Annotated in this window: 12 protein-coding genes and 2 pseudogenes; all 14 read left to right on the top strand. The window is 70.9% G+C overall.

The window, feature by feature from the left end:
- Positions 1-1,269 (top strand): alpha/beta fold hydrolase, encoded by a 1,269-nt coding sequence (locus tag ACZ5PB_RS09105; RefSeq protein ID WP_468689206.1) that lies wholly within the window; start codon positions 1-3, stop codon positions 1,267-1,269.
- A gap of 162 nt (positions 1,270-1,431) precedes the next feature.
- A complete protein-coding gene (locus ACZ5PB_RS09100; RefSeq protein ID WP_468689204.1) occupies positions 1,432-2,652 on the top strand; it encodes a M6 family metalloprotease domain-containing protein in 1,221 nt (406 codons plus the stop codon).
- A gap of 199 nt (positions 2,653-2,851) precedes the next feature.
- On the top strand, positions 2,852-3,154 hold the full coding sequence (locus tag ACZ5PB_RS09095; RefSeq protein ID WP_468689202.1) for a hypothetical protein: 303 nt from the start codon (positions 2,852-2,854) through the stop codon (positions 3,152-3,154).
- A gap of 619 nt (positions 3,155-3,773) precedes the next feature.
- On the top strand, positions 3,774-4,529 hold the full coding sequence (locus tag ACZ5PB_RS09090; RefSeq protein ID WP_468689200.1) for an SDR family oxidoreductase: 756 nt from the start codon (positions 3,774-3,776) through the stop codon (positions 4,527-4,529).
- A gap of 202 nt (positions 4,530-4,731) precedes the next feature.
- Complete coding sequence (locus ACZ5PB_RS09085; RefSeq protein ID WP_468689197.1) at positions 4,732-5,343, top strand: TetR/AcrR family transcriptional regulator; 612 nt, start codon at positions 4,732-4,734, stop codon at positions 5,341-5,343.
- Positions 5,340-5,750 carry a DUF6069 family protein gene (locus ACZ5PB_RS09080; RefSeq protein WP_468689195.1) on the top strand — a complete coding sequence of 137 codons (411 nt, stop codon included), beginning with the start codon at positions 5,340-5,342 and terminating at the stop codon, positions 5,748-5,750. The genes ACZ5PB_RS09085 and ACZ5PB_RS09080 overlap by 4 nt, the downstream gene beginning before the upstream one ends.
- A gap of 150 nt (positions 5,751-5,900) precedes the next feature.
- Positions 5,901-6,196, top strand: a pseudogene (locus ACZ5PB_RS09075) (IS701 family transposase); the annotation flags it as partial.
- Between the two features lie 234 nt (positions 6,197-6,430).
- Positions 6,431-7,090, top strand: a complete 660-nt coding sequence (locus ACZ5PB_RS09070) for a hypothetical protein (RefSeq protein WP_468689193.1) — start codon at positions 6,431-6,433, stop codon at positions 7,088-7,090.
- Positions 7,091-7,275: 185 nt separating this feature from the next.
- Positions 7,276-7,677 carry a protein kinase family protein gene (locus tag ACZ5PB_RS09065; RefSeq protein WP_468689192.1) on the top strand — a complete coding sequence of 134 codons (402 nt, stop codon included), beginning with the start codon at positions 7,276-7,278 and terminating at the stop codon, positions 7,675-7,677.
- Positions 7,662-8,447, top strand: a complete 786-nt coding sequence (locus ACZ5PB_RS09060) for a protein kinase domain-containing protein (protein ID WP_468689191.1) — start codon at positions 7,662-7,664, stop codon at positions 8,445-8,447. The genes ACZ5PB_RS09065 and ACZ5PB_RS09060 overlap by 16 nt, the downstream gene beginning before the upstream one ends.
- Before the next feature lie 52 nt (positions 8,448-8,499).
- Positions 8,500-8,923: pseudogene (locus ACZ5PB_RS09055) on the top strand (helix-turn-helix domain-containing protein); the annotation flags it as partial.
- A gap of 446 nt (positions 8,924-9,369) precedes the next feature.
- On the top strand, positions 9,370-10,152 hold the full coding sequence (locus tag ACZ5PB_RS09050) for a maleylpyruvate isomerase family mycothiol-dependent enzyme (RefSeq protein WP_468689190.1): 783 nt from the start codon (positions 9,370-9,372) through the stop codon (positions 10,150-10,152).
- A gap of 572 nt (positions 10,153-10,724) precedes the next feature.
- Positions 10,725-10,904: a hypothetical protein gene (locus ACZ5PB_RS09045; protein ID WP_468689189.1), complete on the top strand. Its 180-nt coding sequence runs from the start codon at positions 10,725-10,727 to the stop codon at positions 10,902-10,904.
- Positions 10,905-11,222: 318 nt separating this feature from the next.
- Entirely contained in the window at positions 11,223-13,367 is a 2,145-nt protein-coding gene (locus tag ACZ5PB_RS09040; RefSeq protein WP_468689187.1) for an SH3 domain-containing protein, read from the top strand.
- Positions 13,368-13,487: the final 120 nt, after the last annotated feature.

Below are 13,487 nucleotides of genomic sequence, written 5' to 3'. Positions count from 1 at the left end.
ATGAACCCCGCCCACGCGACCGTCGACCACGTCTTCACCGTCCCCCTGGACCACGCCGTCCCGCACGGCCCGACCCTCCAGGTCTTCGCCCGTGAGGTGGTCGACCCCGCACGGGCGCACGAGCAACTCCCCTGGCTCCTCTATCTGCAGGGCGGACCCGGCGGCAAGTCGCCCCGCCCGTCGGCCGGTTCGCCCGGCTGGCTCGCCCACGCGCTCAAGACCCACCGGGTGCTCCTGCTCGACCAGCGCGGCACCGGCCGCTCCACCCCCGTCACCGCTCGGGCGGCGTCCCGCTTCGCCTCCCCCGAGCAACTCGCCTCGTACCTCGGCCACTTCCGCGCCGACGCGATCGTCGCGGACGCCGAGCTGGTCCGCCGCCGGCTCTGCGGCGACGAGCCCTGGGAGACGCTCGGCCAGAGCTATGGCGGGTTCATCACCCTCACCTATCTCTCCCGGGCACCCGAAGGGCTGCGGGCCTGTTACGTGACGGGCGGCCTGCCCGGCCTCGCGGCCACCGCCGACGACGTGTACGCCCGCACCTACCCGCGCGTCCGCGACCGCGTCCTCGACTTCTACGCCCGCTACCCGGACGACGCGCCGCTCCTGCGCAGGATCGCGGACCTGCTCGCGTCGAGGGACGTCCGGCTGCCCGACGGGGACCGGCTCACCGTCCGCCGGCTGCGCACCCTCGGTCTCGCCCTCGGCATGGGCGACGGCTTCGAGCGGATCCACTGGCTGCTCGACGAAGCGCTGGACGCGGCGGGCGAGTTGACCGACACCTTCCTCCACCAGGTGCGGGGCCTCACCGGCTTCACCGACAACCCGCTGTTCGTCGTCCTGCAGGAGTCGCTGTTCGCACAGGGTGCCGCGAGCGCGACCGGCTGGGCGGCCGACCGTGCGCTGGCCGGCTTCCCGGAGTTCGCCGAGGACGCGGACCCGCTGCTGCTCACCGGGGAGATGATGTACCCCTGGATGGTCCGGGAGATCGCGGGCCTGCGCCCCTTCGCGGACGCCGCCGACCTGCTGGCCGCCCGCACCGACTGGCCGGCCCTGTACGACCCGGACCGCCTCGCCGCCAACCGGGTGCCGCTGGCCGCGATCGTCTACCACGACGACATGTACGTGGACGCCGGACTCTCCCTGCGCACGGCCCGCGAGGTGGGCGCCACCCGCACGTGGGTCACCAACGAATGGGAACACGACGGCGTCTCCGCGTCGGGCGGGAGGGTGCTCGCACGCCTGATGGACATGGCGGCGGGCCGGAGCTGAGCGCTCCGCTCGGGTTCGCGGTGTGGCCTCCGAAGTGCCCTCCGAGGTGTTGTCGTTCATCTGCGGCGGCAGCGTGGCTGGTCGTGCCCGCGCGGCGGAGCCGCATATTCCGTACAGTCCCGCGCCCCTGTGGGGCGTGCCCTTCTCGCTCCCAGGAGAGACATGCCTGTTCTGCCGATCCGGCTGTGCCACCTCGTGCCGGCGCTCGTTCTTGTCCCGTATCTCACGCTCGGCGCGCCCGCTTCCGCCGCCCCGTCCTCCGGCGCCGCCTCCTCCGGCGCCTCCTCCTCCGCAGCCCCCTCCTCCGCCGCCTCCACCTGCGCGATCAAGGGGGCGACCGGCTGGACCGACGAGGGGCACGACACGGACCGGAACCAGTTCCAGCCGTCCACCGGAACCCGCCGTGTCCTGACCCTCTTCGTCGACTTCCCGGACGCGCCGGCCACCGGCTCCACGGACGCGTACGCGGCCCAACTCGCTCCTTCCGCCGAATGGTTGGCCAGGGCCAGTTACGGCCGACTCCGGCTCGACACCGATTCGCCGGACCGCTGGACACGGATGCCCGCCGACTCCACCTCGTACGGCTTCGAGCGCGGCCTCACCTTCGAGACCCACGAGAAGTACCTGCGCGACGCGGTCCGCGCCGCCGACCCGTACACGGACTTCTCCCGGTACGACATGGTCCGGGTCGTCCCCGCCAGGGCGGCGACCGCGATCCCGTTCTCGCCGACGTACCTCTACGACCCGGCCACCCCCGGCATCACCGCCGACGGCACCCGGCTGAAGTGGGCCGTCACCTTCGGCCAGGACATGTGGCGCTGGGGCCACAAGGTCGTCGCCCACGAGACCGCCCACACCTTCGGCCTGCCGGACCTGTACTCCTTCACCGGAGCCACCCACCAGTACGTGGGCGGCTGGGACGTCATGGGCAACATCGCGGGCGCCGCCCCGCAGTACCTCGGCTGGCACTCCTGGAAGCTCGGCTGGATCCGCGACGACCAGGTCACCTGCCTGTCCGCGCCCGGACGGCGCACGGTCCGCCTCACTCCGGTGGAACGCCCCGGCGGCACCAAGATCGCCGTCGTGCGCACCGGCCCGACGACGGCGTACGTGGCGGAGTCCCGCAGGGCCGAGGGCAGCGACTCCTCCGCCTGCTCCACCGGAGTCCTGGTCTACCGGGTCAACTCCTCGACCCCGACCGGTGAGGGCCCGGTCAGGGTCGTGAACGCGAACCCCACCGCCACCCCGCCCGCCGGCTGCACCCCGCTGGACATGGCCGCCCACACACCGGGCCAGAGCTTCACGGACCCCGCCACCGGGGTCAGCATCGAGGTCCTCGCGGGCGGCGGGGCGGGGGACGTGGTGCGCATCGGCAAGAAGTGACGGCACGCGCTCATCGGCCGTCCGGATGCCGGGGCCGGATGCGATGGCACTGTGGGAGGTTCGCGGCGTGGCGGGCCTGACGGCGACCCCCGGCACGATCTGGCCCGACCGCGCGATCCGGGAGATGCCGTCGGCGAACACGCGGGCCATCTTCAGGTAGCCCGCGTCGTTCGGGTGCAGGCGGTCGTTGAGGTCGGCCGTGATCAGGGCTGTCGACATGCCGACGTACGACACCTTGTGGCCCTGGCACTGCCGGGCCGCCACGATGCCGGGGATGGTGGCGTTGTACGCGTTGATCCTCGTCTGGACCGCCGGGGAGGCGGACGGCACGAGGGAGGCGACGGAGATCGCGGTGTCCGGGGACGCGGCGACGATCTGGTCGATCAGCCGGCCGGAGTGGCCCTCGTGGTCGGTGTCGGGCAGTTGCCCGTGCTTCTGCGACCCGACGAAGTCCAGCACGGGTGCGCGGTTCCGGAGCAGGTTCCACAGCTCGGCCCGGTAGCCGGAGCGGGTGGTGCTGCCGACGCCCTGGGTGATCGAGTCGCCGAGCGGCATCACGGCGAGGCGCGGCACGGTCCAGTCGTGGGGCCCGAAGCCCGGGTCGCCGCTGGAGACGCGGAAGGCGAGCGGTGGCTCCCCCTCGGAAGGGGAGTCGCGGCCCATCCAGCGGTCGCCCGTGGGCGGGGTGGCCGCGGCTGCGGGATGCGCGATGACCGTCTGCGCCAAGGAAGCGAGCAGTACGGCCGGCAGGGACCACGCGAGCAGGCGCGTCCTGGCGCGGGAGCCACGGGCGGCGGACCGTCTGGGGGAAGCCGGGGAGGCGCTTCATTCGGGTTCCTCCGGACATGTGCGAATTGTGTGGACTACATGGAGACAAAGTGTCCTTACGGTCTGGTCCACCGAGCCGATTCGCCCTGCCGGTGTCCCCCGCAAGGGCACCACCGGCGGATCGTCCGGATCGGGCCCGCGTATGCAGAGGAACTGTGGGCCCAGGGCGGTCGGCGCCGCCCCTTTTCACGTTCACGCCGCGTCGTGCGGTTGCGATCTTGTGGGGGCGGGGGAAGGGTTCCCAATGTCCAGGACCGGTTTCCCGGGCTCCGCCCAGTGAGAAAGGCACCCACATGAGCAGCAGCACCTTGTCCGGCAAGACCGTGCTTGTCGGTGCCGGAGCGAAGAACCTGGGCGGCCTGATCAGTCGTACCGCTGCGGAACAGGGTGCGAACGTGGTGATCCACTACCACTCGGACGCGACCAGGCCCGACGCCGAGGAGACCGCCAAGGCCGTGGAGGCGGCCGGCGGCAAGTCCCTCACCGTCCAGGGAGACCTGTCCCAGGTGGACGTCGCGGAGCGGCTGTTCACGTCGGCCAAGGAGGAGTTCGGTGGTATCGACGTCGCGGTGAACACCGCGGGCATGGTGCTGCGCAAGCCGATCGTGGAGACCTCCGAGGAGGAGTACGACCGGATGGCGGCGGTGAACTCCAAGGCCGCCTACTTCTTCATGCGCGAGGCGGGCAAGCACCTCAACGACAACGGCAAGCTGATCACGATCGTCACCGCGCTGCTGGCCGCGTTCACGGACGGCTACTCGACGTACGCCGGAAGCAAGGCCCCGGTCGAGCACTACACGCGGGCCGCAGCCAAGGAGTTCGCCGCCCGGGGCATCTCCGTCAACAACATCGCCCCCGGCCCGATGGACACCCCCTTCTTCTACGGCCAGGAGACCCCCGAGCGCGTGGAGTTCCACAAGTCCCAGGCGCTCGGCAACCAGCTCACCAAGATCGAGGACATCGTCCCGCTGGTCTTCTTCCTCGCCACGGACGGCTGGTGGATCACCGGCCAGACCATCTTCGCCAACGGGGGCTACACCACCCGGTGAGTGACCGCCGGGCATGATCCGGCGGCTGGCCCTGCCCGCAGGCGCACCCCTCGCTCGCAGGACGGGCGAACTCCGGGGGTGCGCCGTCGGGCCGTCGTGCCGCACGCCCATCAGGGCTAATACTCCAGCCGCAGTAAGTAAGCGGAGTGAGTACTCACTCATTCATTGACGGAGTGAGTACTCACTCCGTACACTCGTGGCCATGACAGCACCCAAGGAGAACCAGACCACTCGCCGCCGTGCCCCCGGCATGTCACCGGAGCAGCGCCGCCAAATGATCATGCAGACCGCGATCCCGCTGATCACCGAGTACGGCTCCGCCGTGACGACCGCCAAGATCGCCCGCGCCGCGGGCATCGGAGAGGGCACGATCTTCCGCGTCTTCGCCGACAAGGACGAGCTGTTGCAAGCCTGCATTGCGGAGGCGCTCTCCCCCGAGCACGCGATCCGCGAGCTGGGCGCGATCGACGTGTCCCAGCCGCTGCCCGACCGGCTCGCGGAGGCGGCCGAGGCGCTCCAGGCGCACATGGACCGGCTTGGCGCGATCATCGGCTCGCTCGGGCACGGCGGTGGCAAGCACCCTGGCACGGTGCGCGGCGCGGGCCGCGAAGAGTCGACGACCCGTATCCGCGCGGCCCTCACGGAGCTGCTGGAGCCCGACAAGGCCGCCCTGCGTCGGCCGCCGGAGCAGATCGCGGCCCTCTTCATCGGGCTGCTCTTCACCCAGCCGCGTACGGAGGACGAGCCCGACCTGACCTCGCAGGAACTCGTGGAGGTCTTCCTGCACGGGGCGCTCTCGGGGGGCGCCAAGTGAGCGCGCGGAGAAGGCGCCTGAGGGTTACGGCCCTGGCCGTCCTGGCCCCAGTCCTGGTGTGGCTGGTCGCGGACCCACTGCTGAGGCACCGGCTGCGGATCGCCGACGGTGAGCAGACACTCGACATCGGCGCCGCGCCCGTGGCGGTTGTCGCACTGCACGCGTCGCTCTCCGGCTGGGGACTCCTGGCCGTCCTGGAGCGGTTCGGGGTACGGCGTGCCCGCACCATCTGGACCGGGGTGGCCGGCGCCGTACTGGCCGTGTCCTTCCTGCCGCTCATCGGCGACGGCATGGACGGCGGCACCCGGGCCTCCCTCGCTCTGATGCACCTGGCGGTGGCGGCGGCACTGATCCCGGGGCTGAGCAGCAGATACCCCGGGGCGAGAACCGGTGCCGCCAGGGGGTGACCGTCAGCACCAAGTACGCCGCTAACAGCACCAGATGGGGGCAGCCCTGCGGCCACCGGCGATCATCGGTGTGTGAAGACTGAAGATCAGGCGGTGGCCGCTGGTCACAGCGTAGACCCGGGCCGTTGGGACGATGACTTCGCAGGGCTGATGCGGCGCACAGCCGGACGGTCCGCGCGTGCCGAACCCCGCCGCCGGATGGGGAAGTTCGTCCGAGGGCTGCTGGACGATCGCGGAGTGGGCCGGTGAGGCCACACCGGATGGAATGCAGCATCTTCTGGAGCGGGCGAAGTGGGACGCGGACGCAGTTCATGACGATCAGCGTGAGTACGTCGTCGACCACGTGGGCGCCGTACACCGGCACGGCGGGCAAGGTCGAGAAGGCGCTGGTGGCGGTCTACCTCGTGTATGCCACCGGGCGTGGACACGCTGCTGTGGAGCGGGAGTGTACCTGCCTCCCGGCCAGAGTCTCCGGAGTCCAGTAGGGAAATCCTGGCGGTGGGAGCCCCAATGCCTGGAGCTGGCGCGGGGTGCTCGCTCGACGAACGTGGACCGGTCCTCCTGGACGGCGGAGTAGGCCCAGCCTCGGCGCTGATCCCACTGGACGCCAGAGGAAAGGAAGTTCAGGTGCTCGGTCTGGGCACGCTGCTGCGCTTGAGTTAGCGTTCTGCAGGGGGCTGATGGCAGAGATACCGGGTGCGCGCGAGGAACTGGAGCGGCTGGGCCGCTTCATGCACACGCAGGTCCGCGCGTTGGTGACACGGCTGACGCCGGGGGCCAAGGTGTTTCCGCAGGAGTTGGGGGTGCCCTCGGTTTCTGACTGGCATGAGCCACTCCGGTTTCACCACACGATGACCTTCCGTGGTGCCCGGACGGAAACCGTGGCTCCGGCGGAGATGGGGCGGCGAGCAGCCGAATTGTTGGCCGCCGCGGGCTGGAGCGTGGAGGAAGAGGTCACCGAGGCCCACTTCGTCACTGGCAGACGCGACGGCGTCGTCATCCGGGTGCGGATCTCCAAGATCTCCGACGTGGTGCTCTACCAGGCAGAAACCCCGTCGATGGCCCTTCACACGCCTGAGGCTCTCGTCAAGCCCGAATCCGTGCGGACCGCTGACACCCTCTCTCCCGGGTACGTGCTGTGCTACGAGTGCGAGGGTCTGGGCTGGTGTGCGTCCTGCTGGGGGCGTGCCTGGGTGCCGGACGTCGAACGGGGGCGCCGCAGCTGTTCGGAGTGCCACCAGGACCGGGTGTGTCCGATTTGCCGTGGGGCCGGTGAGAAGCGCGCGGCCACATTGCAGTACTACGAGCGCGGCTACTACCCCGAGCTCTCGGAGGAGTGATTTGCTTGCCGGCCGCCTTATGTTTCCCGTTGCGTTCGGAAGCCCGGGTCGTCCTTCGTCGCGCCGCCTTGCCTGTGATGTTGTGAGCCACGGGCCAGAGCAGGCCGGGCCTATCCGGAGCTTGGGCGCCGCGTGGTCTTGGCAAAGGGGAGCGTGGGGTACATGGGCGGGACGGGGTCGGGCGTGTGAATCTGCCGGAGCTCGTGGGCAGTTACACGGTGGAGCGTGAGCTGGGGGCGGGTGGCATGGGCACGGTGTATCTGGCCCGCTCCCGGGGCGGACGCACCGTCGCCGTAAAGGTGGCCCGTCCGGAGCTGGCTACTGATCCGCACTTCCGGGCCAGGTTCCCCGCCGAGGTCGACGCGGCGCGCAGGGTCGGCGGCTTCCATACGGCACAGGTGGTCGACGCCGACCCCGACGCGGCAGCGCCCTGGCCGACGAGCGCCTACATCGAGGAGCCGACGCTGTCCCACCTGCTCGCCAACCGAGGGCCGATGGACGAGGCCGCACTGCGCGGCTGCTCGGTGCCGCGCCGGCCGAGGCACTGCAGGCCGTCCACGCCTGCGGCCTCGTGCACCGCGACCTGAAGCCGGGCAACATCATCATGGCCCAGGACGGGCCGCGGGAGCTCGACTTCGGCATTGCCCGCGCCCTGGAATCGACCCGGCTCACCTCCACCGGAGCCGCCTTGGGCACCCCCGGCTTCCTGGCACCCGAGCAGGCGCAGGGGCTCGAAGTCGGCGCAGCTGCGGATGTGTTCGCTTTGGGTGCGGTGCTGGTCACGGCGGCGGGAGGCAAGGCGTTCGGCGAGGGCACCCCGCTGGGGCTGATGTACCGGGCGGTGCACGAGCAGGCGGACCTCTCCGCGGTGCCCGCGTCCCTGCGGCCGGTGGTCGAAGTCTGCCTGGCCAAGGAGCCCGCGCGGCGCCCGGCCCCCGAAGCACTGCTGGATCTCTTCACACCCGCCACTGCACCGCAGCCCACAGCGGAAGTGCGCTCGCTGCCCCTGCCGGACGCGGCCGCGCCCGCCACGCCCATACCTGTAGCGGGCCGGACACTGGCATCAGCATCCGAGGCGGCGTCCGCACCGGGAGGGACCATTTCCGGTGCCATGACGGTGTGCGCCACGCCGGACACCGGGCCGCGGCCCGCCCCCCTCGAGCGCCTCCTCCCCGCCCGGCGGAGAGCGAGCGCAAAGCCGCCAAGGCTTTCGAAGAAGACCCGCACGATCCGAAAAACCAATCACGTGCCCCCCCCACCGACCGACACGCATAGGGCTGAAACCGCCTGGGTCACGACGAACCACGTGTCGATGGAGTCCGCCCCCTGCGCAAGAACTCGGTTACTGAGCCTGTAGGCGCGGTGTCGTTGGGGGTGACGTCGGCTGATCGTCGCGGTATGTCGGTCGAATGAGGTATCCGCAGGGTGGCGGGTGACTGCCGAGCGTCAGGCTTTTCGTGAACGGATCCGTCTGTTGGCGGCAGGGTTGTTTGCCGAGGGGGTGCCGAACGCCGTGGTCGCGAAGGAAATGAGGGTCGGTGTCAGGTCGGTCCAGCGGTGGCGTCGGGCCTGGGAGACCGGTGGTCGGCCTGCACTGCGTTCGAAGGGGCAGCCATCTCGGCCGAAGGTGAGCAAGGAGTTGTTCGCTTCGTTGGAGCGGGAGTTGGACAAGGGACCGGTCGCGCACGGCTGGCCGGACCAGACCTGGCCCCTGGCGCGGATCAAGACCCTCATCGGACTCCGGTTCCACAAGAGTTTCACGCTGTCCGAATCGCCCAGATGCTGCGGCGCAACGGCTGGAGCCACCACCTCCCGGCGCGCCGTGCGACCGAGCCGTGCAGCACCGTTCCCCCAGCCACGAACACTCCAGCCGAACCGACCGCTGCCGAAGTGGCCTGGCGTGCCGGTGACATGCGGGCGGCCCGCCCGCAGCCGGTAACGGAAACGCCGCCGCCGGTACGCGAAAGAACAGAGGATGCTGTCCGTTCCGCGAGCCCCCGGGCCCGCACACGGGAAGGGGCCGCACGGTGAGATCGAGCAGCGCCCCCCGACAGCGTCCGTCGTCGGCGCTCTCCACCCCGCAGTCCACCGCTCCCCGTGTCACCACCGCCCGCAGCAGGCCCTCCTCATCTGGATCGTGGCTCTGTCGCCTGCTACGCGGGGCTCTGCTGTGGCACAGCCGAAGCCTGAGCTTGGGCTTGCCTGCGCCGGAGTTCCCCGCCGTAGCGGCTGAGAAAACCGCTGTCGGGCAAACGGATCAAGATGATAGGACTATCGCCGTGCACGAGACTCTGGAGTTTCCCGATCTGCTGCGGCTGATCGACGACCGTTCAACCGCCTTCCGCGCTGCCATCGCCGCCGCGCCCAGCCTCGGCCTGCCCGTGCCGACCTGCCCCGAGTGGACGCTGTACGACCTGGTGCAGCACATCGGCGAGGGCCGCCGCCGCTGGGCTGCCACCGTCGCCGCCGGACCGGACGCAACGTCCAGGACCCCGGCCCAGGGCAACGCCGTCGCACCTCAGGAGCGCGAGGACGTGCTGGCCTGGCTGGCCGCCTCGACCGAGCTGATGCTGGCGGCCCTCCGGGAGGCCGGACCGGACCAGGGCTGCTTCACCGGCTGGGGTGTCACACAGACGCCGCACACCGCCGGCGGCGTCGCCCGGCACCAGGTCCACGAAGTCGCCGTGCACACCTACGACGCCCAGCTCACCGTGGGCGAGCCGGCCTCCCTTCCTGTCGAAGTGGCACTCGACGGCGTCGAGGACAGCCTGTTCATCGCCAGCTTCACCAGGAGTGCCTGGCCGCACAAGCCCACCGCGTTCGACTTCCATGCCACCGAGGGCCGCTCCTGGCGCCTCACTGTCGACGGCGACGGTGCACGGACCACCCGGCTGCCCGCCACCGGCGAGGCCCCGGAAGCCGCAGGCCTCTCCATACGCGGCACGGCCAATGACCTGGTCCTCTGGCGGTACGACCGCATTTCGCTGGACTCCCTGCAACTCGACGGGGACCCGGGGCTGCTCGACCAGCTCTACGCCTGGGAACCGGAAGACTGGGCGTGACGACACCCCACCGCGGACACACCTGCCATTCGAATCGCGAACCGTCTCGCACCGAACGCCAGATGACTGAGTTCAAGGGATGGGCTGCGCGAAATCGTGGTGCGGCTTGTCCGCGGAAGTACGGGGCGTGTGGGGAAGGGCGTACCTGTGCAGCCTCCCAGACGTTGCAATGCTCCCGGGGCCCGGCCGGTACACGTCGTCCAGGCGGGTTGTTTCCGCCGAACCCTCTGGTGCCGTAGGACGTGCGCCCCGAGGCTAAATCTCTGGCTCGCCCTGAGGCCAGAGCGGTTGTTGCTGCTGGGTGCAGCAGGCACCGAGCCCCCCACCAACTGACTTGGCTTCATGGCCGACTTTGAAGATTTGGCCTTCCTCTGCCTCCTCACAGAGGGCCGCTGACTGTTGGTTGGGGGCACGTGGGCCGTGACCCGGCCGACGGGAAGGTCGTTGAAAGGGACGGTGCCCCCGAGCACTGCCTCCATCAGAAGTCCCCCGGTGTCGTGCACCCGGGGGACTTTTGGCATCGGGAAGCCGGGCTCGTCCCGTGCGGCTGACCGCCAGGCGATCCGACCGACATGCTCCAGCGCCACCAGGTGCTCGCCCTGAACCGGAGCAAGCGACGCGAGCGGGGAGCCGCACCCTTTGCCGACCTTCCGCAGGGCAGGCCAGTCGACATCGCGACGTACGAGCGGGAGGAGGGCGACGTCGGCCGCGGGGCGGGACGGCGGGACAGGTGGCGGTCGGCGGGGCAGTAGCCGTCGGCCTCTTTTCCGGCGGCGCGGGCCGGGGCACCGGTCCGGACCCGGTCGTCGGTGGAGACCCGGGCTCCCGCGGGGATGCGGGCTCAGGGGAACCGAAGGGCCAAAGGCGCGGTGCGTACGGCGTACGGCGGCGTGTCGCAGCACCGTATGACCCCCTATCAGATTCCATGCTGCTGCGCGACGCCCACGAGGCGGACGCCTGATCGACCGCACCCCGCGGGTGTCTTCCCCTCTTCCTCCCCCGCCCCGACCGTGGAGAATGACATGCACAGTCAGAGACGCACGTCGCGACGGCTGGGGAGACGCACCGCAGTGTTGACCCCCGTGCTCCTCGCTCTCCAGGCGGCATCGTTGCCGATGGCGGCGCATGCCGCCTACCGCGATCCCCTCCCCGTCACCGTCGCGAACGGAACCTTCGCCAGCCCCGCGGTGACCAACGGCGACCAGACCTTCACCACGACCGCGGTGCCGAACTGGAACGCCACGACAGAGGTCTACTCCGCGGCCATGGCCAAACGCTCCGACGGGCTCCAGGCGGTGGACCTCAACGGCGGATCCGCGGTCAGCCTCAGCCAGCAGCTCACCGGCATCGCGCAGGGCGCCACGGTCGTCGTGACCTTCGGCAACAGCCCGAACACCTGGAACGGCTGCACCCTGACACAGCTGGCGAACGGCCAGCCCTTCACCGTCTCCGGCACCGGGGGCCCGACCACCTCCTTCACCACCCTGGGCGTCGCCACCCGGAACACCGGCAACTGGCGCGACAGCACGTACACGTTCACCGCCGGTACGGCCGACCCGACGCTCACCTTCACTTCGACGGAGACCCGGGCCAGCGCGGCCTGCGGCGCCATGCTCGCCAACGTCCGGGTCACCCAGGAACCCCCGGCCGCGGACCTGGGCATCACCAAGAGGATGACGACCAAGACCGTCAGCCCCAGTGGTGGGGTCGCCTGGCAGATCACCGTCCAGAACGCGGGCCCGAGCACCGCGCGCGGAGTGGTGGTGCACGACCGCCTCCCCCCGACCGTCGTCAACCCGCAGGCCTCGGTCATTCAAGGGGGCGGCCCCTGTACGACCACCCCCCTGTCGGCGGGTGCCGGGACGCAGCTCGACTGCCCGGTCCCCTCCATCCCCGCGGGCGGCTCCGTCACGATCGCCGTGAACGGCACCATGACCTCCACCGCGACGAACCTGCCGGTGAACCAGGCCTGGGTCAACGCCACCACGTCCGACCCCGACACCACCAACAACGGCCCCGTCACGGCCGACCTGACCGACTCAACGTTCGACGCACCGATCACCAAGCAAGGTCCTCCCGGCCCGAAGGGCGATACGGGAGCCGAAGGCCCGGCAGGCCCCGCTGGACCGGTCGGACCGGTCGGACCGGCAGGTCCCCAGGGCGATACGGGGGCCGAAGGCCCTGCCGGTCCGAAGGGCGACCCTGGAGCCGACGGCCCGGCAGGCCCCCAGGGACCGGCCGGCCCCGCAGGCCCGCAGGGCGAAACGGGGACAGAAGGGCCGGTAGGCCCCGAGGGACCGGCCGGCCCCCAGGGCGATACAGGGGCCGAAGGCCCTGCTGGTCCAAAGGGCGACTCAGGTGCTGAGGGCCCGGCGGGGCGCAAGGGCGACACGGGGGCCGAAGGACCCGCAGGCCCGGCAGGCCCCCAGGGACCGGCTGGCCCCGCAGGTGCGCAAGGCGAAACGGGGACAGAAGGGCCGGTAGGACCCGCAGGTCCGACAGGACCCGCAGGACCTGCGGGTGTGAAGGGCGACACCGGAGCCGACGGTCCCCCTGGACCGGCAGGACCCGAGGGTGTGAAGGGTGACACCGGAGCCGACGGTCCCGCAGGACCGGAAGGACCCGCAGGACCTGCGGGTGTGAAGGGCGACACCGGAGCCGACGGTCCCCCTGGACCGGCAGGACCGGCAGGACCGGCAGGGCCCGAGGGTGTGAAGGGTGACACCGGAGCTGACGGTCCCCCAGGACCCGCTGGCGTGAAGGGTGATACCGGCGCAGCGGGCGTGAAGGGTGATGCGGGTCCCGCGGGGCCGGCCGGACCCGCCGGGCCGCAGGGTCCCGCCGGGGCGAAGGGCAGTACCGGCTCGGCAGGTCCCGCGGGCGGGCGTGGCCCCGCAGGGCCGAAGGGCGAGCGGGGGCCCCGGGGGCCCAAGGGAGATGCGGCGTGCTGTGGCAAGGGAGACGGGGACTGCTGCCAGAAGACCAGCCCCTACCGGGTACGGATCATCCCCGGCAGCCTGTACATCCGTAGCGGCCCGGGCCTCGGCCACAAGCCGGTGGGCTCCCTGCCCAAGGGCCGGATCGTGAACATCCGCTGCAAGGTCAACTCCGACCGCGTCCGTGGCAACCCCCGCTGGTACAAGCTCTCGGACGGTCGCGGCTGGATCCCGGCGGGCTGGGCCACCAACGTCGGCGCGGTAGAGCCCTACTGCTAGGCCGTACTCGAAGCGTGGGCCCTGGCCCGGTTCAACCGGGCCAGGGCCCACGGCCTCGTACCGCCGCGACGCCGCACCACGCACACCCTGACCGACGTACATCCCTCGCGACTCTCCACA

Source organism: Streptomyces sp. NPDC032721, from assembly GCF_055579625.1.
Note: the sequence above shows the minus strand (reverse complement) of the source record. Positions and strands in the feature narration are given on the sequence as shown.

Excerpts from the sequence above, each read along its gene's own strand:
- ACZ5PB_RS09105 (WP_468689206.1), top strand. The coding sequence starts at position 1 with ATGAACCCCGCCCACGCGACCGTCGACCACGTCTTCACCGTCCCCCTG.
- ACZ5PB_RS09100 (WP_468689204.1), top strand. The coding sequence starts at position 1,432 with ATGCCTGTTCTGCCGATCCGGCTGTGCCACCTCGTGCCGGCGCTCGTT.
- ACZ5PB_RS09070 (WP_468689193.1), top strand. The coding sequence starts at position 6,431 with ATGGCAGAGATACCGGGTGCGCGCGAGGAACTGGAGCGGCTGGGCCGC.
- ACZ5PB_RS09085 (WP_468689197.1), top strand. The coding sequence starts at position 4,732 with ATGACAGCACCCAAGGAGAACCAGACCACTCGCCGCCGTGCCCCCGGC.
- ACZ5PB_RS09045 (WP_468689189.1), top strand. The coding sequence starts at position 10,725 with ATGCTCCAGCGCCACCAGGTGCTCGCCCTGAACCGGAGCAAGCGACGC.
- ACZ5PB_RS09090 (WP_468689200.1), top strand. The coding sequence starts at position 3,774 with ATGAGCAGCAGCACCTTGTCCGGCAAGACCGTGCTTGTCGGTGCCGGA.